We start from the raw sequence: 24,891 nt of genomic DNA on the forward strand, positions 1-24,891 counted from the left end.
TGTGCACGCATCGACTGCCTTCCTAGGGTCGAAGTAGTCGAACTCTCGGGAGGGAAGTCAATGCCAGTCAGTCGTCGTGGTCTTCTGGCCGGGACCGCCGTCGCCGGTGCTGCACTCGCAGTACCAGGTACGGCGAGTGCAGCCGCCGCCACCACCGCCCTTAGCGACAAGATCGGACCAAACGACGCGCGGTACCAGGACCTGGTCCAGCGTGGACAGAACCGGCGCTTCGTCGGCAAGCCGGAGTACGCGCGAGTGATCCGGTCGACCGAGGACGCCGTCGCGGCCGTGCAGGAGGCCGTCCGTAGCGGTAAGCGGATCGCGGTCCGCGGCGGCGGGCACTGCTTCGAGGACTTCGTGGACAGCAGCGACATCCAGGTCCTGCTCGACATGTCGACGTACGACGCGGTGACGTGGGACCCGCAGTACAAGGCGTTCTCGATCGGCGCGGGTGCGACCCTCGAGACCGTCTACAAGGAGCTGTTCTACGGCTGGGGTCTGACCGTCCCTGCTGGCGGCTGTCTCGGGGTCGGGGTGGGCGGTCACTTCAGCGGTGGTGGGTACGGGCCGCTGTCCCGCAAGTACGGGTCGGTCGTCGATCACCTGTACGGCGTGGAGATCGTGGTCGTCGACGCCCGTGGGCGAGCGCGATCGGTGGTGGCGACCCGCGACAACGCGCACAGCGACCTGTGGTGGGCGCACACGGGTGGCGGCGGCGGGAACTTCGGTGTGGTCACGCGGTACCTGATGCGGTCCGCCGGCGCCGGCCGGTCGCCGGGCGAGTCGTTGCCCAAGGCACCGGCCGCGTTGCGGTCGACCATCCTGCTGTACGACTGGTCCAAGACCACGCAGGCCGACTTTACGCGGACGATGCGGAACTGGTTCGACTTCTTCGAACAGCACAACACCGCGGACTCGCCGTACGCGACGCTCTACGCGCCGTTCATCCTGTCGCACCAGTCGGCGGGGCAATTCCTGCTCTCGACCCAGATCGACGCGGCCGTGCCGAACTCGGCCGAGCTGATGAACGCTTTCAACGCTGCCATGGTCGCCGGCGTGGCGGTGAAGCCGCAGGTGATCGACCTGGGCGTGGGACCGTTCCTGCACCTGACGATGCAGCGGTCGATCGCAGACGATCCGGCGGCGGGGCGCGGGAAGTACAAGGCGGCGTACCTGAAGAAGGGCTACAGCGACGAGCAGATCCTGACCTGCTACCGCGGGCTGACGGACACGACGTACAAGGGTCCGCAGTCGTCGCTGCTGCTCGTGCCGTACGGCGGCAAGGTGAACACCGTGCCGTCGAACGCCACCGCCTCCGCGCAGCGCGACGTCATCGGCAAGATCGTGCTCGCAGCCGAGTGGGACGACGCGAGCGACGACGCCATGCACCTGGCCTGGCTGCGGAAGGTGTACGGCGAGATCTACCAGGACACAGGCGGCGCGCCGGTGCCGAACGCAACCAACGCCGGGTCGTACATCAACTACCCGGACACGGATCTGGCGGATCCGGCGTACAACAAGTCGGGCGTGCCGTGGCACGACCTGTACTACCTGGGCAACTACCCGCGGCTACAGCAGGTCAAGTCCAAGTGGGACCCGTGCAACGTGTTCCGCCACAAGTTGTCGATCGAGTAGTCACCAGCCGGGGTAGCGGGCGGTCCAGGATGTGTGTGGACCGTAGTCGCCGTGCAGCCGATTGCTCTGGGTGAACTCCAGCGCGAAGTCGTCGGCGAGCTGAAGGATGACGGGACGACCCTCGACGGTAAAGACGAGCTCCGCGGGCAGAGCCGTCTCACCGTGGAGGGCGCCGAGGATGTTCCCGCAGATCGCGCCGGTGGAGTCGCTGTCGCCGGAGTGCGTGACGGCCAGCGCGAGCGCGTCGAGGACCTGGTCGGGCTTCGGGTACGCAAGGGCCGCGAAGACCGCGATCGCGAGCGCCTCTTCGGCCACCCAGCCGCCGCCGAGACGCTCGACCGTGACCGGGTTGGCGGGCGCTGTCGCAGCCAGGTGCCGTGCGAACGAGAGCGCCGTACTGGTCTCCTCGTGGCCCTCGTGTTGGGTGAGGAGATCGGTCGCTCGGGAGATCGCGTCGTCGAGGTCGGCGCCCTTGCACAGCTCGTGGATGATGGCGGCCAGAGCACCGGAGGCGAGCTTGCCGGTCGGATGGCCGTGCGTGTAGCCGGCTGCGGTCGCGGCCGAGTCGAAGATCCACTCGGTCGGGAAGTACTCCGGTAGCAACCCGAACGGCGCGACCCGCATCACGCCGCCGCAACCCTTCGAGTCGTTCACCGCCTGCGCGCCGAACTGCGGGATCTTCGCCTCGCCCTTACGAGCCTCGGTCAGCGCGGACAGACAGGTGTTGCCCGGCGCGCGGCGTACGTACAACCACTGCTCGCCTTGCAGCCAACCGTCCCGCTCGCCGCTCGGTCCAGGCAGCGTCTGCGTGTCCAGCCAGCGGTCATACCCATGCTGTACGACGGCCACCGTGAAACCGAGCCCGCGGTCGGTCCGCACGTTCGCCCGGATCAGTCCCTCGACCGTGAACAGGGTCATCTGGGTGTCGTCGGTGATCGTCCCCGCCGGCCAGCCGTCGCCGCCCGGGACGAAGGTCCGCACCAGCTCCGGGTACTTCGCGATGATCGACGTACCGCTCTCGAACTCCACCGGTCCGCCCAGCGCGTCCCCGACCGCCCCGCCCAACAGGCAGCCGCGTACTCGCGCCCGCCACCTCTCCTCAGCCTGCCCACTCATGCCAGGACCCTATCCGGGGTGGTGCCAGCGCTACCCCCAACACGGGTTCCAAGGCCAGTTCGTCCAGCTCTTCCGCCTTCTACGGTCGTTGGTATAAGACAAGCCTTCGAAGAAGGAGCGCATGATGACCCCCGCATTCCGTCGTACCGCCGGGCGCTTGGCAGTGGCGGCGCTCGCCACCACGGCCCTCACCGGTGCCGCGATCGCCGGCGGTCAGGCAGCGAGCGCCAGCACCAGCTGCGACCAGTCCGCGATCATCAAGACCTTCGACGTCGTCCTGTCCGTCCGCGACGGCCTGACCCAGGACTCCCAGACCTGCCGCTGATGAGACCGCCGTCCGGGGACCGGGAGCAGCGTGAAAGAATCCGGGCATGCTGCGCTGGCTTACCGCCGGCGAGTCGCACGGACAAGCGCTCGTCGCCGTACTCGAAGGTCTTCCCGCCGGGGTTGAGGTCACCACTGACGACGTGGCCGACGCCCTGGCCCGTCGGCGGCTCGGCTACGGCCGCGGCGCCCGGATGAAGTTCGAGCGGGACGAGGTGACGTTCCTCGGCGGCTTCCGGCACGGACTGACGCTCGGGAGCCCGTGCGCGATCCAGGTCGGCAACACCGAGTGGCCGAAGTGGGAGCAGGTGATGAGCGCCGATCCGGTCGACGAGGAGACCCTCGCCGGCCTGGCCCGGAACGCTCCGCTGACCCGCCCGCGGCCCGGTCACGCCGACCTGGCCGGCATGCAGAAGTACGGGTTCGACGAGGCCCGCCCGGTGCTCGAACGCGCCAGTGCCCGCGAGACCGCCGCCCGGGTCGCCCTCGGCGAGGTCGCGGCCCGCTTCCTGCGCCAGGCGTACGGCGTGACGATCGTCAGCCACGTCGTCGAGCTCGGCACCGTCAAGGCGCCGTACGGCGTCATTCCGTCGTACGCCGATGTCGCGAAGCTGGACGCGGATCCGGTCCGCTGCCTGGACCCGGACGCGAGCAAGCAGATGGTTGCCGAGATCGACGCCGCGCAGAAGGCCGGCGACACCCTCGGTGGCGTGGTCGAGGTCGTGGTGGACGGTCTTCCGCCGGGGCTCGGCAGCTACGTGCACTGGGATCGGCGGCTGGATTCGAAGCTGGCCGGTGCGTTGATGGGGATCCAGGCGATCAAGGGTGTCGAGCTCGGGGACGGGTTCGAGCTGGCCCGGACGCCGGGTTCGAAGGCGCATGACGAGATCGTGGCCGAGGACGGCGCGGTCCGGCGTACCAGTGGGCGCTCGGGCGGTACCGAGGGCGGCATGAGTACGGGCGAGACCCTGCGGGTCCGCGCCGCGATGAAGCCGATCGCGACGGTGCCGCGGGCGTTGCGGACGATCGACACGTCGACCGGGGAGGCGGCGTCCGCGCACCACCAGCGCTCGGACGTGTGCGCCGTACCGGCTGCGGGGATTGTCGCCGAGGCGATGGTCGCGCTGGTGCTGGCCGATGTCGCGCTGGAGAAGTTCGGCGGCGACTCGGTGAAGGAGTCCGCGCGCAACCACCAGTCCTACCTGGCGAATCTGCCGACCACGATTGCTCCGCGGGAGTGGGAGTGAGCCCGGTCGTCGTCCTGGTCGGGCCGCCGGGATCGGGCAAGTCTACGATCGCAGGCCTGCTGGCCGAGCGGTTGAAGGCCACGCACCGCGACACCGACACCGACATCGAGGCCGTCGCCGGCAAGCCGATCTCCGAGATCTTCGTCGACGAGGGTGAACCGCATTTCCGCGCGCTGGAGCGGGCCGCGATCGTCGCCGCGCTGAAGGACGACGGCGAGGTGCTGTCGCTCGGTGGCGGCGCGATCCTGGACCCCGCGACGCGGGCTGATTTGGCCGGCCACACGGTCGTCTACCTCGAGGTCAGCCTCGGCGAGGCGTCCAAGCGCGTCGGCATGAGCGTCGCCCGACCGCTCCTGCTCGGCAACGTCCGCACCCAGCTCCGCAACCTGATGGAAGCCCGCCGCCCCCTGTACGCCGAGGTCGCCAAGCTCACCGTCGCCACAGACAACAAAACCCCAGACGAGATCACCGAAGAAATCCTGGAGCATCTGGGATGACCAGGATCCGGGTTGCTGCTGCTGCGCCGTACGACGTTGTCATTGGCAACAATCTGCTGGGGGAGCTGCCGGCGCTGCTGGGCGAGGGCGTGCAGAGGGTCGCTGTTATTCACCCCCGCGCGCTCCGCTCGACCGGTGACGCGATCCGCGACGATCTGACCGGGTCGGGGTTCACCGCGCACGCGGTCGAGATCCCCGACGCGGAGGAGGCCAAGACCGCGGAGGTGCTGGCGTACTGCTGGTCCGTGCTCGGACAGGCCGGCTTCACTCGGTCGGACGCGATCGTCAGCGTCGGCGGAGGTACGACGACCGACCTGGCCGGCTTCGTCGCGGCGACCTGGTTGCGCGGCGTGAAGGTCGTCCACATCCCGACGACGCTGCTCGGTATGGTCGACGCGGCCGTCGGCGGCAAGACCGGGATCAACACCGCCGAGGGCAAGAACCTGGTCGGCGCGTTCTGGGAGCCGGCCGGCGTACTCTGCGACCTTGCCGCCCTCGAGACCCTCCCGTTGAACGACTACGTGAGCGGCCTGGCCGAGGTCGTGAAGTGCGGATTCATTGCCGACCCGACGATCCTCGATTTGGTCGAGAAGGACCCGGCCGGCGCTACAAGTCCGTCGTACGGCGCGACTGAAGAACTGATCGCCCGATCGATCCAGGTGAAGGCCGACACGGTCGGCGCGGACCTCCGCGAGCGGACCACCGCGGTCGGCGGCCGGATCGGTCGCGAGGCGCTGAACTACGGACACACCCTCGGCCACGCGATCGAACGCGTCGAGCGGTACAAGTGGCGCCACGGAGCCGCGATCAGCATCGGCATGGTCTTCGTCGCCGAACTGGCCCGCGCGGCCGGCCGCCTCGACGACACGACCGCCGACCGCCACCGCGCCGTACTCGAATCCCTCGGCCTCCCCGTCACCTACCGCGCCGATGCCTGGCCGCACCTCCAGGACGCAATGAAGCTCGACAAGAAAACCCGAGCCGACCGCCTCCGCTTCGTCATCCTCGACGCCCTGGCCAAACCCACCATCCTCGAAGGCCCCGACCCCAGCCTCCTGATAGCCGCGTACGGCGAGATCAGCTGACCGGATCCGGTCACATGGTGGGCAGTGCCTTGTAGTTCGGGTGGAGCCCGCAGAGGATGCTGGTGACCCCTCGGAAAGGGCTTTCCAGTATGAGTAAGCAGAGGATTGCGATCGTTGGTACCGGCGGGATCGCCCGTTCGCACGCTCGGGCTGTCACCGCACTCGCCGATCGGGCCGAGTTGGTGGCGGCTGTCGATGTCGACCTGGACCGGGCGAAGGAGTTCGCCGCCCAGTGGAACATCCCGGCGACGTACCCGAGTCTGACCGACCTGCTCGCGGCCGATCGCGTCGACCTGATTCACCTGTGTACGCCGCCCAACTCGCACGTACCGCTGGCCACCGAGTGCCTGGCCGCGGACGTCGACGTGTACATGGAGAAGCCGCCGACGCTCTCGCTGGACGAGTTCGACACCCTGCTGGCGGCGGAGGAGAAATCGTCGGCGCAGGTGGCGTGCGTGTTCCAGCACCGGTTCGGATCGGGTGCGGTCCGGCTGCGGCAGTTGCTCGGTGACGGCGTACTCGGGCGACCGTTGGTTGCCCTGTGCAACACCGTTTGGTACCGCGACGACGAGTACTTCGCGGTGCCGTGGCGCGGGACGTTCGACGTCGAGGGCGGCGGGCCGACGATGGGTCATGGGATCCATCAGTACGACCTGCTGCTGTCCGTCCTCGGCCCGTGGGAGAAGGTCACCGCGCTCGCGGCCCGGCAGGCGCGGCCGACCCAGACTGAGGATGTCTCGATGGCCCTGGTGACCTTCGAGAACGGCGCGGTCGCCTCGGTGGTGAACTCGCTGGTGTCGGCCCGCCAGACGTCCCAGCTCCGGTTCGACTGCGAGAACGCGACCGTGGAGCTGGAACACCTGTACGGCTACAAGAACCCCGATTGGACCGTCACGCCGGCCCCCGGCCACGAGGAGATCGCCGAGGCCTGGTCGACCGACCTCCCGGATGTGGCCAGCGGCCACACGGCCCAGCTCGCCGCGATCCTGGACGCCAAGGCCGCGGGCACACCGACCCCGGTCACCCTGACCGAGGCCCGCAATACGATCGAGCTGGCCGCCGCCATCTACGCCTCCGCCTTCACCGACAAGCCCGTCCGCCGCGGCGAACTCACCCACGGCACGCCGTACGCCGAACGCATGGGCGGCCCCGGCGCACCGTGGGGTGCCTAGCTCCGCTGCAGCTCGACAGGAGGTATACGTCCACTGCGTTCGGCCGCACGCCTGGCGCTCGCCTCGCGACCCGGCTGCGCGAGTTCATGGACGACGACGAACGTGCCCTGGCCGAGGCGATCGGTGGTGACCTGGCCGCCGAGCTCATGTCCGCCCAGCTTCTCTCGACCCAGCGGATCCTCGCCTACCGCAACTGGCTCGCCATCTCCGGCCGACAGTCCGCCGCCGACCGCTACCCGACCGCCCTGGCCGAGGCGAGGACAGCGTTCGCGAGGGCACTAGGGTGAGTGCTGTGACGGATGTGAGCAGGCGGGTGCTGGTGCTGAATGGGCCGAACCTCGGACGACTGGGGTCCCGCGAGCCGGAGAAATACGGTACGACGACGTTCGCCGAGCTGGTCGGGGTCTGCGAGAAGACCGGCGCCGAGCTCGGGCTCGACGTCGAGATCCGGCAGACCGACGACGAGGCGGAGCTGGTCGGCTGGCTGCACGAGGCGGCCGACGGCCGGATCCCCGTCGTACTGAACCCGGCCGCGTTCACGCACTACTCGTACTCGCTCCGCGACGCGATCGCGCAGCGGACCGCGCCGTTGATCGAGATCCACCTCACCAACCCGGCGACCCGCGAAGAGTTCCGGCACACCAGCGTCGTCGCGGGCGTGGCGACCGGAACCATCGCCGGCTTCGGGCTCGACTCCTACCGCCTCGCGCTCCGAGCGCTCACCTCGCTTGAGTCGTAACCTACTTACGCTCGCCGCATTCAACGCGTAATCTGTTGGCGGCTATCGGCTCGCAACCAACCTGCCCCTTCGGGCATCTGGTGGGTATGGGCAGATCTGGGGCACCTGTGCGGGCACGTTTCCGGAGCCGACGGCCAAGAAGTCGGGGTGAGACGCCGGTGAAACGCCGGTACCTCACCCTAGGCGTTGGGTCGTGACACCGACCGTGACCGGTCCGAAAGGACGGCGGTTCGGGCGCACGATCGGGAGGAAATCGACGACATGGGGGTTCGTGTGACTACGGATTCGATCCGTTCCGTTCAAAAACGCTCTGGGGGAGTGACAGGTATGACCAATGGGCAACCGAATGTGCAACACCGTATTCCGGTTTGGGTGAAGGCGCTGGACCCGTTGTCGCAGTTCGGGCTCGTGCACGCGCTTCGGCAGCGGCCGGAGATCAGCCTGATCAGCGACACCGACCTGGCCGCACTGCTGCCCGGGCTTTCGACAGACCAGCGCACCGCCCCGCCAGTGGTTGCGTTGATCGCCGTCGACTCGCTCGACACCGGTGCGGTCCAGGTGCTCCGGAACGCAACGCAGCGGGGTTGCCGCCGGACCGTGCTGATCGGCGGCACGATCGACGACGACGCACTGATGACCGCGGTCGAGCTGGGCGTGTCCGGCGTACTGCGCCGTACCGAGGCGACCGCTGACCGGATCGTGCACCTGGTGCAGGCCGCCGCCGCGGGTGACGGCAGCCTGCCTCCGGACCTGCTGGGCAGGCTGCTCGGCCAGGTGTCGCGGATGCAGCGGCACGTGCTCGCACCACGCGGGCTGTCCCACACCGGCCTGTCCGACCGCGAGACGCAGGTACTGCGGTTGGTCGCGGACGGCAAGGACACGCAAGAGATCGCTCGCGAGCTGTCCTACTCGGAGCGGACGGTCAAGAACGTCCTCCACGACGTGACCAGCCGGCTCCAGCTGAAGAACCGCTCACATGCCGTCGCGTACGCACTGCGCGAAGGCCTTATCTGAAATACCAACCCAGCCGGCCCCTGCAGACAGCAGGGGCCGGCTGTTCGTTAGTAGCCGACGGTGAACCGTTGCCGGACGTGCTCAGCTCGCTCCGCCTCGTCGACCAGCGCGACAGCGAAGTCCTCCATCGAGATCGCCGAACTGCCATCCACACCGGTGACCAGATGGTCGTAGCCCTTCCGGTAGCTACCGGTCCGCGTGCCGGGCTCGAGCAGCGCCGGCGGGCTCGCATACGTCCAGTCCACATCATTCGCTGCCCGCACGACGTCGTACTGCGCGTTGCAGGCCAAGGCGATCGATCGGAGGTCCCCTGGGAAGTCAGGCGCGTCGACCAGCAACACCTCAGGCCCGGGGACGATCAGACTCGCCGCGCCGCCGACCAGGATCAGTCGTACGCCGCTCCCGCGCAGGCCGATCAGTAGACCCTTGGCCGCGTCGACGAGCTCACCTTCGTGCCCGGGACGCGGTCGGGTCGCGCTGATGAGCACATCGTGCCCAGTACTCAAGCGGGCCACGTCGTTCGGGTCTGCGGCGTCACCGCGGACCGGACCGGAGCGGCCGACCGCGGTGACGTTGTGGCCGCGTTCTAGTGCTTCTTGGGTGACTCGACTGCCGACGGCGCCGGCTGCGCCCCAGACCAGGATTCGCATGTCACCGCTCCCCGGCTGCAGCGAGGGCTGGGGCTTCGACAGCTGGAGTTGGCCGGACCTTCCGGCGTACCTGGGCGGACACGAGCGCGGCCAGCACGATCAGGCCGCCGAGGGCCTGCCAAACCGTCAGGTGCTGGTCCAGCACGAGCCAGCCGAGTGTTGTGGCCATGACTGGGCTGAGCAAGCCGAGGAACGTGACATCGGTAGGCGTCAGCTCTCGGAGGCCACGGAACCAGAGTGCATAGGCGACGGCCGACCCGATGATCGTCAGGTATGCGTAGCCGACCAGGTTTCGCGCAGTGAAGGCAGGCGGTGCACCTTCGACCAGGAACGCCACTGGCAGCAGTACGAGTCCACCGGCGACCAGTTGCCATCCGGTAGTGGCCAGTAGGGGAGCCGGTGAGGTCCAGCGCTTGCTGAGTACGACGCCGAACGCCATGACGACTGCTCCGCCGAGTGCCGCGAGTACACCCCAGGTGTCGAGGTGGGCCGTGGCTCGCAGTACCAGCAGGCCGACGCCGAACACGCCGGCCAGCGCAGTGAGCACAGTGCGCAGAGAGATGCGCTGCCGCAGCAGACCGGCCGACAGCAGTGCGACCAAGAGCGGCTGGATCGCGCCAACCGTCGCGGCCACGCCGCCCGGCAGGCGGTAGGCGCCGACGAACAGCAGTGCGTTGAAGGCTCCGATGTTGAGAGTGCCGAGCACCAGTGCGCGCCACCACCAACTGCCGCGCGGCAGGACGCGGGTCAGCGCGACCAGCAGCAGGCCGGCCGGCAGCGACCGAAGCAATGCGGCCAGCAGTGGGCGGTGGGGAGGCAGGAACTCGGTAGTGACCAGGTACGTCGTGCCCCAGAGCATCGGCGTGATCGCCGTGACCAGGAGGACGGAAAGTCGTCGATTGCTTAGCACTAAGACAAAGTAGCTTAGTGCTAAGCAACTTTTCAATACCCCAAGATCGCTGAGCGCTAAGCAATCTCGCGCTAGGGTGGGGAGATGGCAGATCATGTCGACCTGGTGCTCGAGCAGTGGCGCGAGCGGCGGCCCGACCTGGACGCGTCGCCGATGGGGATCATCGGGCGGCTGAGCCGGCTCAGTGTCCTGTTTGATGCCGAGCTGCGGAGGAACTTCGCCAAGTACGACCTGGATCGCGCGTCGTTCGACGTACTGGCGACGTTGCGGCGGAGCAACCCGGAGCACAGCCTGACGCCGGCCGGGCTGATGCGCTCGTCGATGGTGACCTCGGGAGCGATCAGTCAGCGGCTGGATCGATTGGAGGGCCGCGGTCTGGTGACTCGCGCGCCCAGCGAGACCGACGGTCGCGGCGTACAGGTGACGCTGACGGCCAAGGGCCTCGAGCTGATCGACAAGGTGCTACCGACCCACGTCGACACCGAGGCAGAGCTCCTGTCGGGGCTGTCGGCTGGTGAACGCGACCAGTTGGCCGGTCTGCTGCGGTCGCTGCTGGAATCGCTCGGGGACAAGCGAGACTGACTGCCATGGCAGAGGTGGACTCGCTGCGTACCTCGCTCGTTCGGCATCTGGTGACCGAAGGCACCATCCATGACCGGCGGGTGGCGGCCGCATTCGAGGCGGTCCCTCGGCACCTGTTCGTCCCGGACGCTCCGCTCGACATCGCGTACGCCGACGACGTCGTTCCGATGAAGCGGAACCGGGCCGGCGTGGTGGTGAGTTCGGTGTCGCAGCCGAGCATCATCGCGCTGATGCTCGAGCAGGCCGCGATCCGGCCGGGGGATCGGGTGCTCGAGATCGGCTCGGGTGGCTACAACGCCGCCCTGATGCGGGAGCTGGCCGGATCGGGCGGTGCGGTGACCACGGTCGACATCGACCCGGAGGTGACCGACCGGGCGCGGACGCTGCTCGACGAGGCCGGGTACGACGATGTTGCCGTCGTACGGGCCGATGGAACGTTCGGTGATCCGGACGGAGCGCCGTACGACCGGATCGTCGTGACGGTCACCGCATGGGACATCGCGACTGCTTGGCTGCGTCAACTGCGGCCGCTGGGGCGGATCGTCGTACCGCTGCGGGTGCGCGGGCAGACGCGGTCGATTGCGTTCGACCGGGTCGGTGACCACCTGGAGAGCCGGTCCACGACGATCTGCGGGTTCGTCAGCATGCAAGGCGCCGGGGCGAACTACGAGCGCCTGATCCCGCTCGATGACGCCGGTCTGTCCTTCGACGAGGACCAGGAGGACGAGCCGCATCCCAGTGACGACGTACTGACGCTGCCGGTCGAGCAGACCTGGTCAGGCGTAGAGGTGCATCGCCAAGATCCTGTGCTGCTCGACCTCTACCTCTGGCTGGCGACCACGCTGCCCGGGTACTGCGTCCTGTCCGGAGACGGGCTGAAGTGGGTCGGGGCCGTGGCGACCGCGGACAGCCTGGCGTATGTCGTCCTGCGTCCGGGCCGGTCTGATGGCCAGGTCGAATTGGGGTGCAGTGGCCATGGTCCGGACGCAGCTGAGCTGATCGATCGCGTGCTGGAGCAGGTGCACGTTTGGGACCGGACTCTGCGACACGGGCCCGGACCGACGTTCGAGGTGCATGCGGCGGGCGACGTACTGTCGCCGGGCTTCCACATCGCCCGGCGACACAGCTACATCACTGTCAACTGGGAGGTGTAGTTCCCGGCCGCAGCGGCTTGCTGACCGTCTGCCAGAGCTCGTCGATGTCGGACCGGTCCTCTGGCTCGGGCTTGTCGACCCAGCCGCTGGCCCAGACGTTCTCGTCCGGGTCGTCGAGGTTGAAGATCGACTCCGCGAACGCGGCCGAACCGACCCACCGTCCCTCGTCGTCGTCCGGCTCGGACCCGGTTTCACTCGTTGACCCGGTGCGCTTCGACGTTGTCTTGGGGGCGATGAGTGAGCGGGCGTAGGCCTGCGCCTCGAGGATGCCCAGCTGGCGCTCCTCGCTCAGCAGGCGGATCGCGCCGACCTCGTTGTTCGCGTTCATCAGCTCGCGGACCTTCGCGTCCAGGTCCTGGTTCGGCGTCGGCAGGCGGTTCTGCTGCGGCCGATGCGCCGGCGGCTGGTAGGGGTTCGCGTTGTACTGCGGTTGCTGGAACTGGGCCGGCGGGTACTGGCCCGGCTGGTACTGGCCTGGCGGCTGGTACTGACCGGCCGGTGCGTACGGCGTCGGGTTGCCGGGCAACTGTGATGCCTGGCCCGGGGAGTTCCGCTCGCCCAGGTGACGCGGCTGCCGGCCGTTCTGCAGCAGCGTTTCCAGAACCGCCGCGACCTGCTGACTGCCTGGTGCGCTGCCGGTCTGGGTGGGCAAGGAGGTCTGCTGGGCCAGGGGCTTGCTCTGGGCCGGTGGCGGTCCGCCCTGGCCGGCCGCCTGGGTGAACTGACCCTGGAACTGGATCGGCTGGTTGCCACCCTGCTGGGCCTGGATCTTCTCGATCATCGCCTGCACGCGCGGACTCGGCGTACCGTTGCGCCGCTTGGATCCTTGCTTCGCCTTGTTGATCAGGCTCACCACGATCATCACCACGACGAAGATCACGAACCCCGTCATCGCAGGCCTCCCTAATGGGTCTGGACTGCCAGCGTATGCCGCGGCAAGGCCGACCGGGACCTGCGAATCGGAGGAAAGGGGGAGTGACCGCTACAATTTCGTGTTACCGCTGATCGAATTCGAAGGGCATACCCGCGTGGCATCGACGAACGACCTCAAGAACGGCATGGTGCTCGACCTGGACGGACAGCTGTGGTCCGTTGTCTGGTTCCAGCATCACAAGCCGGGCAAGGGCGGCGCCATCGTCCGGACCAAGCTCAAGAACGTGCTGTCCGGCAAGGTGGTGGACAAGACCTTCAACGCCGACGTCAAGGTCGACGTGGCCACGGTCGACAAGCGCGACATGACCTACCTGTACAACGACGGCACGGCGTACGTGTTCATGGACAAGTCGACGTACGAGCAGCTGCAGCTTCAGCCCGAGGTGGTCGGCGAGGCGGTGCACTTCCTGCTGGAGAACCAGGACGCCATCGTCGCGGTGCACGACGACCTCCCGCTGTACGTCGAGCTCCCGGCCTCGGTCGAGCTCACGGTCGAGTACACCGAGCCGGGTCTGCAGGGTGACCGCTCCAGCGGTGGCACCAAGCCGGCCAAGCTGGAGACCGGCTACGACATCCAGGTCCCGCTGTTCCTCACCACCGGCGAGAAGGTCAAGGTCGACACCCGCACGGGTGACTACCTCGGCCGCGTCACGTCCTGAGCTCTTAGACACCGTCTTACATCCAGAGGTCTTACACAGAGAGCTGACAACAGAACATGTCTGCCCGTAGCAAGGCCCGCAAGCGCGCACTGGACGTGCTGTTCGAGTCGGAGGTCAGGGGACTGCCGGTCGGCGGCACCCTGGCCGACCGGGTAGCCGACAACGACCCGCCGGTGAACGAGTTCACCGTGGCGCTGGTCGAAGGCGTCGCGAAGCACAGCGAGCAGATCGACGACCTGCTCGAGACGCACTCGGTGGGCTGGACGCTGGACCGGATGCCGGCCGTCGACCGGAACATCCTCCGGATCGGTACCTACGAGCTGCTGTTCGACGACCAGGTTCCGGACGTGGTCGCGGTGAGCGAGGCGGTCGCGCTGGCGCGGGACCTGTCGACCGACGAGTCGCCGACCTTCGTGAACGGGCTGCTGGCGAGACTGCTGCAGCTCAAGCCCACACTGGGCGTCTGAGGTCGAGGGGGGCGAGCCCTCTTTTTGTAATCTGGCCCGGTGACCGTCTCGTTACGGTCCCGGGCCGCCATTGCGTCCCCGTGCGCGGCCGGTGAAGTGGTACCCCGCCGCTTGTACTGCGTTGTGTTGCCGGTACTGCTCTGTTGGGTCAATGGTGAAGGCGGGCGGCCGCGGGCCAGCTGCTACAAGCCCCGACCGTCTAGTGCCTTCGGCTGGCGTTCAGCGCGTCAGGCGCCGGCTGCCTCGGACTCCTCGACGTCACCCTTCGCCTCCGGGTTCAGCACACCCCAGGAGATGAAACGCTCGGTCAGCGTCGTCGGCGACTCGTCGTAGATCACCGCGAGCGTGCGCATGTCGTCCTGACGGATCGACAGCACCTTGCCGTTGTAGTCCCCACGCTGAGCCTGAATCGTGGCCGCGTACCGCGTCAGCGGACCGGCCTCGCTCGCGTCGAGGTGTTGCAGGGCCTCCAGGTCGAGGATCAACCGGGGAGGAGCGGCAGCAGCCGCGGCCGCGCTGGCGTTTCCTGGCAGCAGCTCACGGATCGGAACGCCGTAGAAATCGGCGAGTTCCGCGAGCTTCTGGACCGTGACGGCCCGATCGCCGCGCTCGTAGGAGCCGACGACGACCGCCTTCCAGCGACCCTTGGACTTCTCTTCCACGCCATGCAGCGACAGCCCTTGCTGCTGGCGGATGGCACGTAGCTTGCCACCCAGTGTCTTCGCGTATTCGCTCGGCACGCTGGTCTTCCCTCCGACTAGTTTCGTCATGTCCGGCTCGCAGGGAACGAGCCGGTGTGGTGAAACCCCCTCGATTACACAGAGTAACAATATTCTGGGTCGGAGGCCAGCGTCAAGACGGCGTGTCACATCCGATACCATGTCAAGCGGTCCGAACGTCCTTTAAAGACCCGTCCAGAGAGGCGGGAAAGGAGGAACGGTAGCGATGAGCCCTGCCCAGAGCGCAGAGCAACCGGATGTCGTGCAGCCGTCTGAACGCGGTAGCCGCGAGGTCCTCGACGCTTCCGATATATCCCGGGCACTGACCCGGATCGCCCACGAGATTCTCGAGCGGAACCGCGGCGCCGACCCGGTCGTCCTGCTCGGCATCCCCACCCGCGGTGTCCCACTCGCGCAGCGCGTCTCGGCCCGGATCCAGGCCGTCGAGGGGCAGAGCGTACCGACGGGGTCACTCGACGTGACGATGTACCGCGACGACATCGGTCTCAAGCCACCGCGTGGCCTGGAACACACCGACATCCCGGGAGACGGGATCGACGGCAAGGTCGTCGTACTCGTCGACGACGTGCTGTTCTCCGGCCGAACCATCCGGGCGGCCCTCGACGCGCTCGGCGACATCGGCCGGCCGCGCGCGGTCCAGCTGGCCGTCCTGGTCGACCGCGGGCACCGCGAGCTGCCGATCCGCGCCGACTACGTGGGCAAGAACCTGCCGACCTCGCTGGTCGAGCGCGTCACCGTCCACCTGACCGAGTACGACGGCGAGGACGCGGTCCTGATCGCCGACAAGGGGGCGAAGTGAAGCATCTGCTGAGCGCGGCCGACCTGAGCCGGGACGAGGCGCACCTGATCCTCGACACCGCCGAGGAGATGCGGTCGCTGGCCGACCGCCCGATCAAGAAGCTGCCCGCATTGCGCGGGCGGACCGTGGTGAACCTGTTCTTCGAGGATTCGACCCGGACCCGGATCTCGTTCGAGGCGGCCGCCAAGCGACTGTCGGCGGACGTGATCAACTTCTCCGCCAAGGGCTCGAGCGTGAGCAAGGGCGAGAGCCTCAAGGACACCGCGCTGACGCTGCAGGCGATGGGCGCCGACGGCGTCGTCTGCCGGCACGGCTCCTCAGGCGCGCCGCACCTGCTGGCGACCTCGGGCTGGATGACCGGCTCGGTGGTGAACGCCGGTGACGGCACCCATGAGCACCCGACCCAGGCGCTGCTCGATGCGTTCACGATGCGACGCCACCTCGGCTCGCTGGAGGGTCGCCGGATCACGATCGTCGGCGACGTCCTGCACTCGCGGGTCGCGCGGTCCAACGTGCTGCTGCTGTCGACCCTCGGCGCCGACGTGACCGTGGTCGCTCCGCCGACGCTGCTGCCCGTCGACATGACCGCCTGGCCGTGCGCGACGTCGTACGACTTGGACAGCGTGCTCCCGAAGACCGACGCGGTGATGATGCTGCGGGTACAGCGGGAGCGGATGGGCGAGGCGTTCTTCCCGAGCGCCCGCGAGTACACCCGCCGGTACGGCCTCGACGTACACCGGATGGCGCAGCTGCCGGACGACACGATCGTCATGCACCCCGGCCCGATGAACCGCGGGATGGAGATCAGCGCCGAGGTCGCCGACTCGACCCGCTCGGTGATCGTCGAACAGGTCACCAACGGCGTGGCGATCCGCATGGCTGTCCTGTACCTGCTGCTATCTGGAAGTAACGAAGAGGAGCAAACCGCATGACCGCGTACTTGATCACCGGAGCGAGCATCGTCGGCGGTGAGGTCGCGGACCTGCTCCTCGACAACGGCGAGATCGTTGCTGTCGGCACTAACCTCTCGACGCCCGAGGGTACGACGGTCATCGACGGCGCCGGCCTGATCGCGCTGCCCGGGCTGGTCGACCTGCACACGCACCTGCGCGAGCCCGGCCGCGAGGACGCCGAGACCGTGCTGACCGGCACCCGGGCCGCGGCCAAGGGCGGGTTCACCGCGGTGTTCGCGATGGCCAACACCGACCCGGTCGCCGACACCGCCGGTGTGGTCGAGCAGGTCTGGCGCCTCGGCCGCGACGCCGGGTACGCCGACGTGTACCCGATCGGCGCGGTCACGGTCGGCCGGAAGGGGACCCAGCTCGCCGAGCTCGGCGCGATGGCGGACTCGGCGGCCCGGGTCCGGGTGTTCTCCGACGACGGCGACTGTGTCTGGGACGCCGCGCTGATGCGGCGCGCGCTCGAATACGTGAAGGCGTTCGACGGTGTGATCGCCCAGCACGCGCAGGAGCCGCGGCTGACCCAGGGCGCGCAGATGAACGAGGGAGCGCTCTCCGGCGTTCTCGGCCTGACCGGCTGGCCGAGCGTCGCCGAGGAGGCGATCATCGCCCGCGACATCCTGCTGAACGCGCACGTCGGCTCGAAGCTGCACATCTGCCACCTGTCCACCAAGGGCTCGGTGGAGATCGTCCGGGCCGCGAAGAAGCGCGGGCTCGAGGTCACGGCCGAGGTCACTCCGCACCACCTGCTGCTGACCGAGGATCTGCTGACCTCGTACAACCCGGTCTTCAAGGTGAACCCGCCGCTGCGGACCAAGGCGGACGTCGAGGCGGTCCGCGAGGGCCTGGCCGACGGCACGATCGACATCGTCGCCACCGACCACGCGCCCCACCCGGTCGAGGACAAGGACTGCGAGTGGAGCGCGGCCGCGTTCGGTATGACCGGGCTCGAGACGGCGCTGAGCGTCGTACAGCACGCAATGGTCGACACCAAGCTGATGACCTGGGCCGAGGTCGCCGACCGGATGAGCTACCGGCCGGCCGCGATCGGTCAGATCACCGAGCACGGTCGCCCGCTGGAGGCCGGCGTACCGGCGAACCTGGTGCTCCTCGACCCGACGGTCGAGCGGACGGTCGTCCCCGGTGACTCGGTCTCGCTGTCGCGGAACACGCCGTTCGACGGGATGACGCTGCCGGGCAAGGTGGTCGCGACGTTCCTCCGCGGTACGCCGACCGTGCTGGATGGTGACCTGACACGGTGAAGGCTTTCCTGGGCATTGTCGGCACGCTGCTGGTTCTTGCGGTGGCGTACTTCGGCATGTATCGGGGCTGGCGGAACCGCCAGTCCCGGCAGACCGACCTGGCACCGTTGCCACCGGCACCTGAAGACAAGATTCGCGGCATCGAAGGTGTGTACGTCGCGACGACGAGTGCCGGCGACTGGATGGACCGGATCGCCGTGTACGAACTGGGCGTCCGCAGTATCGCGGACCTGGCCGTCAGTGCGGACGGCCTGATCTTCCACCGGCAGGGCGCGACGGATGTGTTCATCCCCGTAGACCACCTGACCGGCGTCCGGACCGACCGCGGGATCGCCGGCAAGGTGACCGCGGAGAAGTCCGGCCTGGTCGTGGTCACCTGGACCCACGACGGCCGCGAGCTCGACACCGGGTTCCGCCCGCGTCGCAAGGCCGACACCGCCGCCCTGACCGAATCCATCGCAACACTGATCGGAGCCGAGCAAAGATGAGCCAGCCCGCACTCCTGGTCCTCGAGGACGGCCGGTCGTTCGCCGGCACGTCGTACGGGGCGACCGGCGAGACGTACGGCGAGGCGGTGTTCACCACCGGGATGACCGGCTACCAGGAGACGCTGACCGACCCGTCGTACCACCGGCAGATCGTCACCCAGACCGCGCCGCACATCGGCAACACCGGCGTGAACGACGAGGACGACGAGTCGCAGAAGATCTGGGTCGCCGGGTACGTCGTGCGTGACCCGGCCCGCGTTTCGTCGAACTGGCGTGCCACGCGATCGCTCGACGACCAACTGAAGTCGCAGGGGATCGTGGGGATCTCCGGGATCGACACCCGGGCTTTGACCCGCCACCTGCGCGAGCGCGGCGCGATGCGGGCCGGGATCTCCACCGAGCTCCTCGACCCGGCCGCCCTGCTGGAGAAGGTCCTGCAGCAGGCGCCGATGGTGGGTGCGGACCTCGCCGACGAGGTCACCACTGCCGAGACCTACGTCGTACCGGCGATCGGCGAACGCAAGTTCACCGTGGTCGCGCTCGACCTCGGGATCAAGTCGATGACGCCGAAGCGGATGGCCGAGCGCGGCATCGAGGTGCACGTGCTGCCGGCCACCGCTTCGTTGGAGGAAGTGCTGGCCGTCAACCCGGACGGCATCTTCATGAGCAACGGTCCGGGCGACCCGGAGACCACCGAGCACCCGACCACGCTGCTGAAGGAGCTGCTGCAGCGCGGCAAGCCGTACTTCGGGATCTGCTTCGGGAACCAGGTGTTCGGGCGGGCGCTCGGGCTGGGGACGTTCAAGCTGAAGTACGGGCATCGCGGGATCAACCAGCCGGTGCTCGACCGGGCCACCGGGAAGGTGGAGATCACCGCGCAGAACCATGGCTTCGCTGTGGACGCGCCGCTGGACGGTCCGGTTGAGACGCCGTACGGGACTGTCGAGGTGTCGCATGTCTCGCTGAACGACAACGTGGTCGAAGGGCTCCGGCTCACCAAGGACGGCAAGGTGCTGGCCTTCTCGGTGCAGTACCACCCCGAGGCGGCGGCCGGTCCGCACGACTCGGCGTACCTGTTCGATCGATTCGTCGAACTGATGGAGGGGAGGGCCTGATGCCACGCCGTACAGATATCGAATCGGTCCTGGTGATCGGCTCCGGCCCGATCGTGATCGGTCAGGCCTGCGAGTTCGACTACTCCGGTACCCAGGCCTGCCGGGTACTGCGTGAAGAGGGCTTCCGCGTCGTCCTGGTGAACTCCAACCCGGCCACGATCATGACCGACCCGGAGTTCGCCGACGCGACCTACGTCGAGCCGATCACCCCGGAGTACGTCGAGAAGGTGATCGAGAAGGAGCGCCCGAACGCGCTGCTCGCGACCCTGGGCGGCCAGACCGCTCTGAACGCGGCGATCGCCCTGCACGAGAACGGCGTACTGGAGAAGTACGGCGTCGAGCTGATCGGCGCGTCCGTCGATGCGATCCAGCGCGGTGAGAACCGGGAGTCGTTCAAGCACATCGTCGAGAAGCTCGGCGCGGAGACGGCGCGGTCGGTGATCTGCCACACGCTCGACGACGTGATGGGTGCGGCCGACCAGCTCGGCTACCCGCTGGTGGTGCGGCCGTCGTTCACGATGGGCGGCGTCGGCTCCGGGATGGCGTACGACGAGGCCGACCTGCGCCGGATCGCCGGCGCCGGACTGCACGCTTCGCCGACGACGGAGGTCCTGATCGAGGAGTCGATCCTCGGGTGGAAGGAGTACGAGCTGGAGGTGATGCGCGACAAGGCCGACAACGTCGTGATCATCTGCTCGATCGAGAACGTCGACCCGATGGGCGTGCACACCGGCGACTCGGTCACGGTCGCGCCCGCGATGACGCTGACCGACCGTGAGTACCAGGTCATGCGGGACCTTGCCATCGGCATCATTCGCGAGGTCGGCGTCGACACCGGCGGCTGCAACATCCAGTTCGCGGTGGACCCGGCCGACGGCCGGCTGATCGTGATCGAGATGAACCCGCGGGTGTCGCGTTCGTCCGCGCTGGCGTCGAAGGCGACCGGCTTCCCGATCGCGAAGATCGCCGCCAAGGTTGCCATCGGCTACACGCTGGACGAGATCCCGAACGACATCACCAAGCAGACCCCGGCCAGCTTCGAGCCGACGCTGGACTACGTGGTGGTGAAGGTGCCGCGGTTCGCGTTCGAGAAGTTCCCGGCCGCGGACGCGACGCTGACCACGCACATGAAGAGCGTCGGCGAGGCGATGGCGATCGGCCGCAACTACACCGAGGCGCTGCAGAAGGCGCTGCGTTCGCTGGAGAAGCCGGAAGCCCGGTTCTCCTGGAAGGGTTCGCCGGCCAGCGAGCTCGAGCCGTTGCTGGAGGCAATCAAGACGCCGCATGACGGGCGGCTGCGGACGATCATGGACGCGATCCGGGCCGGTGCGACACCGGAGCAGATCTTCGACGCGACCAAGATCGACCCGTGGTTCGTGGACCAGCTGTACCTGATCCACGAGACCGCTCTGCAGGTTTCCGCCGCACCTCGGCTGACGCCGGACATCATCAAGCTGGCGAAGCGGCACGGGTTCTCCGACCTGCAGCTGGCCGAGATCCGCGGGCTGACGGAGGACGTCGTACGCGGAGTTCGGCAGGCGCTCGGGATCCGGCCGGTCTACAAGACGGTCGACACCTGTGCGGCCGAGTTCAAGGCCGAGACGCCGTACCACTACTCGTCGTACGACGAGGAGACCGAGGTCGCGCCGCGGGAGACCCCGGCCGTGCTGATCCTGGGTTCGGGGCCGAACCGGATCGGCCAGGGGATCGAGTTCGACTACTCCTGCGTGCACGCGTCGATGGCGTTGCGCGAGGCCGGCTACTGCACCGTGATGGTGAACTGCAACCCGGAGACGGTCTCGACCGACTACGACACCTCGGATCGGCTGTACTTCGAGCCGCTCACCTGCGAGGACGTCCTCGAGATCGTGTACGCCGAGATGCAGGCCGGCCCGGTCGCCGGGGTCATCGTCCAGCTCGGCGGGCAGACGCCACTCGGCCTGGCGCAGCGGCTCGCGGATGCCGGCGTGCCGATCGTGGGAACGCCGCCGGAGGCTATCCACCTGGCGGAGGAGCGGGGCGCGTTCGGCAAGGTGCTCGCGGCCGCGCAGCTGCCGGCGCCGAAGCACGGTACGGCGTTGTCGGCCGAAGAAGCGCACGTGATCGCCGAGGAGATCGGGTTCCCGGTGCTGGTCCGGCCGTCGTACGTGCTCGGCGGTCGTGGGATGGAGATCGTCTACAGCACGGCTGAGCTTTCGGCTGCGCTGGAGCGGTTGGGTGGCGGCGAGGCGTTCGAGCACCCGGTGCTGATCGACCGGTTCCTCGACGACGCGGTCGAGATCGATGTGGACGGGTTGTACGACGGGAACGAGTTGTTCCTCGGCGGCGTGATGGAGCACATCGAGGAGGCCGGGGTGCATTCCGGTGACTCGTCGTGCGCGCTGCCGCCGATCACGCTCGGGAACGCGGACGTCGAGAACATCCGCAGGTCGACCGAGGCGATCGCTCGCGGTGTCGGCGTACGCGGCCTGCTGAACGTGCAGTACGCGCTCGCCGGGGACGTGCTCTACGTGCTCGAGGCGAACCCGCGGGCGTCGCGGACGGTGCCGTTCGTGTCGAAGGCGACCGCGACGCCGCTGGCCAAGGCGGCGGCCCGGGTGATGCTCGGGGCAACCATTTCCGAACTGCGGGCCGAGGGCATGCTTCCCGCCGTCGGTGATGGCGGGACGCTGCCGACCTCGACGCCGATCGCGGTGAAGGAAGCCGTGATGCCGTTCAACCGGTTCCGGACGATCGACGGCGCGTCCGTCGACACGGTGCTCGGGCCGGAGATGAAGTCGACCGGCGAGGTGATGGGCATCGACGACACCTTCGGTACGGCGTTCGCCAAGTCGCAGGCCGGGGCGTCACAGCCACTGCCGGGCTCAGGCAAGGTGTTCGTGTCGGTCGCGAACCGGGACAAGCGGCACATGATCTTCCCGGTCAAGCGGCTCGCGGATCTCGGCTTCCAGATCTACGCGACCGAAGGTACGGCGGACGTGCTGCGACGCAACGGGGTCGAAGCGGTCACGGTGCGGAAGAGCAGCCAGGGTCCGGGGCCGAACGGCGAGCCGACGATCGTCCAGATGGTCCAGGACGGCGAGCTGAACCTGATCGTCAACACGCCGATCGGGATCACCCAAGGCGGTTCGCCGCGACTGGACGGATACGAGATCCGCAGCGCGGCGGTGGCGCGGAACATCCCGTGCATCACCACAGTGCAGGGGCTCGCGGCCGCCGTACAGGGCATCGAGGCTCAGCGCGCCGGCGACATCGGCGTACGGTCCCTACAGGACTGGGTCCCGAGGATCCGCGGTGTCTGAGCGGGCGGGGAGCGTGCCGGCGCGGCGGTCCGGGCGGTCCGGGTACGAGCGCCTCGTCCGGCCCGTGCTCTACCGGCTGGGTCGTGGTGACGCCGAGGTCGCCCACGAGCAGACGCTCAACGGGATGCGCCTGCTCGGGCGCATCCCGGCCGTGCCTGCTCTTGGGTCCCGGGTGTTCGGCTCCGCCTCGGCACGGACCGTGTTCGGGGTGCGGTTTCCGTCGCCGGTTGGGCTGGCGGCAGGCATGGATAAGAACGGGATCGCGTTGCGCGCGTGGCCGGCGATCGGCTTCGGCTTCGTCGAGGTCGGCACGGTCACCGCACACCCGCAGCCCGGCAACGAGCGGCCGCGGTTGTTCCGACTGGTCGAGCACGAGGCAGTCATCAACCGGATGGGTTTCAACAACCTGGGCTCCTCGGCATTGGCTGAACGCCTCGCGGCCTACGGGGATCTGGGATATCCGCTCGGCATCTCGATCGGCAAGTCCAAAATCACCCCGCTGGAGGATGCAGTCGAGGACTACGTGACCTCACTGCGCCGCCTCTACCGGTACGGCGACTACTTCGCGGTCAACGTCTCCTCGCCGAACACCCCCGGACTGCGTTCACTCCAGGACGCAGGCCACCTCCGCGAACTGCTGACCGCCCTGCACACCGAGGCGGCCGGTTTGACCGCATCCGGGCTGACGCCGAAACCGATCCTGGTGAAGATCGCCCCGGACCTCACCACGTCCGCGATCGACGAACTGCTCCAGGTCTGCACCGAGGTCGGCGTCGCCGGCATCATCGCCACCAACACCACCATCACCCGTCCCGGCGTCTCGGACCACCCGCTCGCTGCGCAGACCGGCGGCCTCTCGGGCCGCCCGCTGGCGGAGATCGCGGCCAAGACCATCTCCCACATCCACAACGAGACCGGGGGAGCGCTGCCGATCATCGGAGTAGGAGGGATCGTCGACCCGTCCGACGCCACCCGCCTCTTCGATGCCGGCGCCAGCCTCGTCCAGGTGTACACCGGCCTGATCTACCGCGGACCCGGCCTGATCCGGAAGATCAACAGGAGCTTGCCATGAGCAACCAACCATTCGGGAGCGACATGCGTAACAAGCCTTTCGGTGCCCGCCTGCGCGCGGCCATGGACGCCCGCGGACCACTCTGCGTCGGTATCGACCCGCACCAGCACCTGCTGGACTCGTGGGGCCTGCCGGACACGGCCGAAGGTCTCGCGTCCTTCACGTTCGGCGTGGTCGACGCGCTCGCCGACCGGGTCGCGGTGTTCAAGCCGCAGTCCGCGTTCTTCGAACGGTTCGGCTCGGCCGGCATCGCCGTCCTCGAGCAGGCGACCATCCTGCTGCGGGAGGCCGGCGCCCTGGTGATCATCGACGCGAAGCGCGGCGACATCGGGACCACGATGGGCGGCTACGCGGCGGCGTACCTGGCCGAGAAGGCTCCGTTGGCATGCGACGCGCTGACAGTCAGCCCGTACCTCGGCTTCGGCTCGCTGCAGCCTGCGATCGACGAGGCACGCGAGTCCGGGGCGGGGCTGTTTGTCCTCGCCCTGACGTCGAATCCGGAAGGCCCGCAGTTCCAGTCGGCCCGCACAGCCGACGGCTCAACGGTCGCCGGCGCAGTCCTCGACGGACTGCGAGAGCTGAACGCCGGCACCGACGACCTCGGCTCCTTCGGCGCAGTCGTTGGCGCGACCATCAGTTCCACGACCGAGAACCTAGACATCAACGGCCCGCTACTAGCCCCCGGCCTAGGCGCCCAAGGCGGCACCGCCGAAAGCCTGACCCAGGTCTTCGGCCCAGCAGTTCGCAACGTCGTACCGTCAAGCTCCCGCGAAATCCTAGGCGCCGGCCCCACCCCCACCGCCCTCCAGTCTGCAGCCGACCGAGCCAACGACGCCTACCGCACGGTGCTCGGCTACTGAGAGATCTGCAGCTCGACAGGAGGTGTCCGGCTTCGCCGGGCGCGGTCACGCTCAGCTGCTCGGCCGATCGGGTGAGATAGGCCGACACATCCTGTCGTGCTGCAGATCAT

General features: G+C 68.2%; 26 protein-coding genes. 21 read left to right on the forward strand and 5 right to left on the reverse strand.

What is annotated here, in order from left to right:
* Positions 1 to 60: 60 nt before the first annotated feature.
* Positions 61 to 1,635, forward strand: a complete 1,575-nt coding sequence (locus EV650_RS01940) for an FAD-binding oxidoreductase (protein ID WP_134114708.1) — start codon at positions 61 to 63, stop codon at positions 1,633 to 1,635.
* Here EV650_RS01940 and EV650_RS01945 read toward each other — a convergent pair whose 3' ends face one another.
* Positions 1,636 to 2,751: an ADP-ribosylglycohydrolase family protein gene (locus EV650_RS01945; protein WP_134114710.1), complete on the reverse strand. Its 1,116-nt coding sequence runs from the start codon at positions 2,749 to 2,751 to the stop codon at positions 1,636 to 1,638.
* A gap of 124 nt (positions 2,752 to 2,875) precedes the next feature.
* Between EV650_RS01945 and EV650_RS01950 the strand changes: the two genes are divergently transcribed.
* The 8 genes from EV650_RS01950 to EV650_RS01985 all read left to right on the forward strand — a co-directional run bounded on the left by EV650_RS01950 (position 2,876) and on the right by EV650_RS01985 (position 8,829).
* Positions 2,876 to 3,076: a hypothetical protein gene (locus EV650_RS01950; RefSeq protein ID WP_134114711.1), complete on the forward strand. Its 201-nt coding sequence runs from the start codon at positions 2,876 to 2,878 to the stop codon at positions 3,074 to 3,076.
* Between the two features lie 46 nt (positions 3,077 to 3,122).
* Complete coding sequence (aroC, locus tag EV650_RS01955) at positions 3,123 to 4,322, forward strand: chorismate synthase (protein ID WP_134114713.1); 1,200 nt, start codon at positions 3,123 to 3,125, stop codon at positions 4,320 to 4,322.
* Entirely contained in the window at positions 4,319 to 4,819 is a 501-nt protein-coding gene (locus EV650_RS01960; protein WP_134114715.1) for a shikimate kinase, read from the forward strand. The genes aroC and EV650_RS01960 overlap by 4 nt, the downstream gene beginning before the upstream one ends.
* Positions 4,816 to 5,904: a 3-dehydroquinate synthase gene (gene aroB / locus EV650_RS01965; protein WP_134114717.1), complete on the forward strand. Its 1,089-nt coding sequence runs from the start codon at positions 4,816 to 4,818 to the stop codon at positions 5,902 to 5,904. The genes EV650_RS01960 and aroB overlap by 4 nt, the downstream gene beginning before the upstream one ends.
* An 89-nt stretch (positions 5,905 to 5,993) precedes the next feature.
* Positions 5,994 to 7,076 carry a Gfo/Idh/MocA family protein gene (locus EV650_RS01970; RefSeq protein ID WP_134114719.1) on the forward strand — a complete coding sequence of 361 codons (1,083 nt, stop codon included), beginning with the start codon at positions 5,994 to 5,996 and terminating at the stop codon, positions 7,074 to 7,076.
* Between the two features lie 86 nt (positions 7,077 to 7,162).
* Positions 7,163 to 7,363 (forward strand): hypothetical protein, encoded by a 201-nt coding sequence (locus EV650_RS01975; RefSeq protein WP_134114721.1) that lies wholly within the window; start codon positions 7,163 to 7,165, stop codon positions 7,361 to 7,363.
* 14 nt (positions 7,364 to 7,377) lie between these two features.
* Positions 7,378 to 7,815: a type II 3-dehydroquinate dehydratase gene (gene aroQ, locus EV650_RS01980; RefSeq protein WP_134119830.1), complete on the forward strand. Its 438-nt coding sequence runs from the start codon at positions 7,378 to 7,380 to the stop codon at positions 7,813 to 7,815.
* A 372-nt stretch (positions 7,816 to 8,187) separates the two neighbouring features.
* Positions 8,188 to 8,829: a response regulator transcription factor gene (locus tag EV650_RS01985; RefSeq protein ID WP_202874308.1), complete on the forward strand. Its 642-nt coding sequence runs from the start codon at positions 8,188 to 8,190 to the stop codon at positions 8,827 to 8,829.
* 47 nt (positions 8,830 to 8,876) lie between these two features.
* Here the strand turns inward: EV650_RS01985 and EV650_RS01990 are convergent, their stop codons facing one another.
* Together EV650_RS01990 and EV650_RS01995 are read right to left on the reverse strand one after the other, a co-directional pair.
* Complete coding sequence (locus EV650_RS01990; protein WP_134114726.1) at positions 8,877 to 9,479, reverse strand: NAD(P)-dependent oxidoreductase; 603 nt, start codon at positions 9,477 to 9,479, stop codon at positions 8,877 to 8,879.
* Position 9,480: 1 nt separating this feature from the next.
* Positions 9,481 to 10,389 carry an EamA family transporter gene (locus EV650_RS01995; RefSeq protein WP_202874313.1) on the reverse strand — a complete coding sequence of 303 codons (909 nt, stop codon included), beginning with the start codon at positions 10,387 to 10,389 and terminating at the stop codon, positions 9,481 to 9,483.
* A gap of 84 nt (positions 10,390 to 10,473) precedes the next feature.
* On the opposite strand from EV650_RS01995, the gene EV650_RS02000 reads away from it, so the two are divergent.
* Both EV650_RS02000 and fxlM read left to right on the forward strand, forming a co-directional pair.
* Positions 10,474 to 10,971 carry a MarR family winged helix-turn-helix transcriptional regulator gene (locus tag EV650_RS02000; protein ID WP_134114730.1) on the forward strand — a complete coding sequence of 166 codons (498 nt, stop codon included), beginning with the start codon at positions 10,474 to 10,476 and terminating at the stop codon, positions 10,969 to 10,971.
* 5 nt (positions 10,972 to 10,976) lie between these two features.
* Positions 10,977 to 12,125, forward strand: coding sequence for a methyltransferase, FxLD system (gene fxlM / locus EV650_RS02005; RefSeq protein ID WP_134114732.1), 1,149 nt, complete (start codon positions 10,977 to 10,979; stop codon positions 12,123 to 12,125).
* Here fxlM and EV650_RS02010 read toward each other — a convergent pair.
* Positions 12,109 to 13,017, reverse strand: coding sequence for a hypothetical protein (locus tag EV650_RS02010; RefSeq protein WP_134114735.1), 909 nt, complete (start codon positions 13,015 to 13,017; stop codon positions 12,109 to 12,111). The genes fxlM and EV650_RS02010 overlap by 17 nt on opposite strands.
* Before the next feature lie 136 nt (positions 13,018 to 13,153).
* On the opposite strand from EV650_RS02010, the gene efp reads away from it, so the two are divergent.
* Both efp and nusB read left to right on the forward strand, forming a co-directional pair.
* Positions 13,154 to 13,717 (forward strand): elongation factor P, encoded by a 564-nt coding sequence (gene efp, locus EV650_RS02015; protein ID WP_134114737.1) that lies wholly within the window; start codon positions 13,154 to 13,156, stop codon positions 13,715 to 13,717.
* Positions 13,718 to 13,773: 56 nt separating this feature from the next.
* Positions 13,774 to 14,184 carry a transcription antitermination factor NusB gene (gene nusB, locus EV650_RS02020; RefSeq protein ID WP_134005612.1) on the forward strand — a complete coding sequence of 137 codons (411 nt, stop codon included), beginning with the start codon at positions 13,774 to 13,776 and terminating at the stop codon, positions 14,182 to 14,184.
* A 227-nt stretch (positions 14,185 to 14,411) separates the two neighbouring features.
* On the opposite strand, the gene bldD is transcribed toward nusB, so the two are convergent.
* Positions 14,412 to 14,954, reverse strand: a complete 543-nt coding sequence (gene bldD / locus EV650_RS02025; protein WP_439648751.1) for a transcriptional regulator BldD — start codon at positions 14,952 to 14,954, stop codon at positions 14,412 to 14,414.
* Between the two features lie 175 nt (positions 14,955 to 15,129).
* Between bldD and pyrR the strand changes: the two genes are divergently transcribed.
* From pyrR to pyrF, 8 genes are read left to right on the forward strand one after another with little or no spacing between them, the layout of a single operon-like run.
* Positions 15,130 to 15,723: a bifunctional pyr operon transcriptional regulator/uracil phosphoribosyltransferase PyrR gene (pyrR, locus tag EV650_RS02030; RefSeq protein WP_134114739.1), complete on the forward strand. Its 594-nt coding sequence runs from the start codon at positions 15,130 to 15,132 to the stop codon at positions 15,721 to 15,723.
* Positions 15,720 to 16,655, forward strand: coding sequence for an aspartate carbamoyltransferase catalytic subunit (locus tag EV650_RS02035; protein WP_134114741.1), 936 nt, complete (start codon positions 15,720 to 15,722; stop codon positions 16,653 to 16,655). The genes pyrR and EV650_RS02035 overlap by 4 nt, the downstream gene beginning before the upstream one ends.
* Positions 16,652 to 17,944 carry a dihydroorotase gene (locus tag EV650_RS02040; protein WP_134114743.1) on the forward strand — a complete coding sequence of 431 codons (1,293 nt, stop codon included), beginning with the start codon at positions 16,652 to 16,654 and terminating at the stop codon, positions 17,942 to 17,944. The genes EV650_RS02035 and EV650_RS02040 overlap by 4 nt, the downstream gene beginning before the upstream one ends.
* A complete protein-coding gene (locus tag EV650_RS02045) occupies positions 17,941 to 18,432 on the forward strand; it encodes a PH-like domain-containing protein (RefSeq protein ID WP_134114745.1) in 492 nt (163 codons plus the stop codon). Before EV650_RS02040 ends, EV650_RS02045 begins: the two co-directional genes overlap by 4 nt.
* Positions 18,429 to 19,547 carry a glutamine-hydrolyzing carbamoyl-phosphate synthase small subunit gene (carA, locus tag EV650_RS02050; RefSeq protein WP_134114747.1) on the forward strand — a complete coding sequence of 373 codons (1,119 nt, stop codon included), beginning with the start codon at positions 18,429 to 18,431 and terminating at the stop codon, positions 19,545 to 19,547. Before EV650_RS02045 ends, carA begins: the two co-directional genes overlap by 4 nt.
* The gene (carB, locus tag EV650_RS02055) at positions 19,547 to 22,849 is read left to right on the forward strand and encodes a carbamoyl-phosphate synthase large subunit (RefSeq protein ID WP_134114749.1); all 3,303 of its coding nucleotides are present in this window, start codon (positions 19,547 to 19,549) and stop codon (positions 22,847 to 22,849) included. The genes carA and carB overlap by 1 nt, the downstream gene beginning before the upstream one ends.
* On the forward strand, positions 22,842 to 23,921 hold the full coding sequence (locus tag EV650_RS02060) for a quinone-dependent dihydroorotate dehydrogenase (RefSeq protein ID WP_238173971.1): 1,080 nt from the start codon (positions 22,842 to 22,844) through the stop codon (positions 23,919 to 23,921). Before carB ends, EV650_RS02060 begins: the two co-directional genes overlap by 8 nt.
* On the forward strand, positions 23,918 to 24,781 hold the full coding sequence (gene pyrF, locus EV650_RS02065) for an orotidine-5'-phosphate decarboxylase (protein ID WP_238173972.1): 864 nt from the start codon (positions 23,918 to 23,920) through the stop codon (positions 24,779 to 24,781). Before EV650_RS02060 ends, pyrF begins: the two co-directional genes overlap by 4 nt.
* Positions 24,782 to 24,891 lie beyond the last annotated feature (110 nt).

Origin of the sequence: Kribbella kalugense (assembly GCF_004365875.1) — a bacterium.
In the GTDB taxonomy this organism is placed as follows: Bacteria; Actinomycetota; Actinomycetes; order Propionibacteriales; family Kribbellaceae; genus Kribbella; species Kribbella kalugense.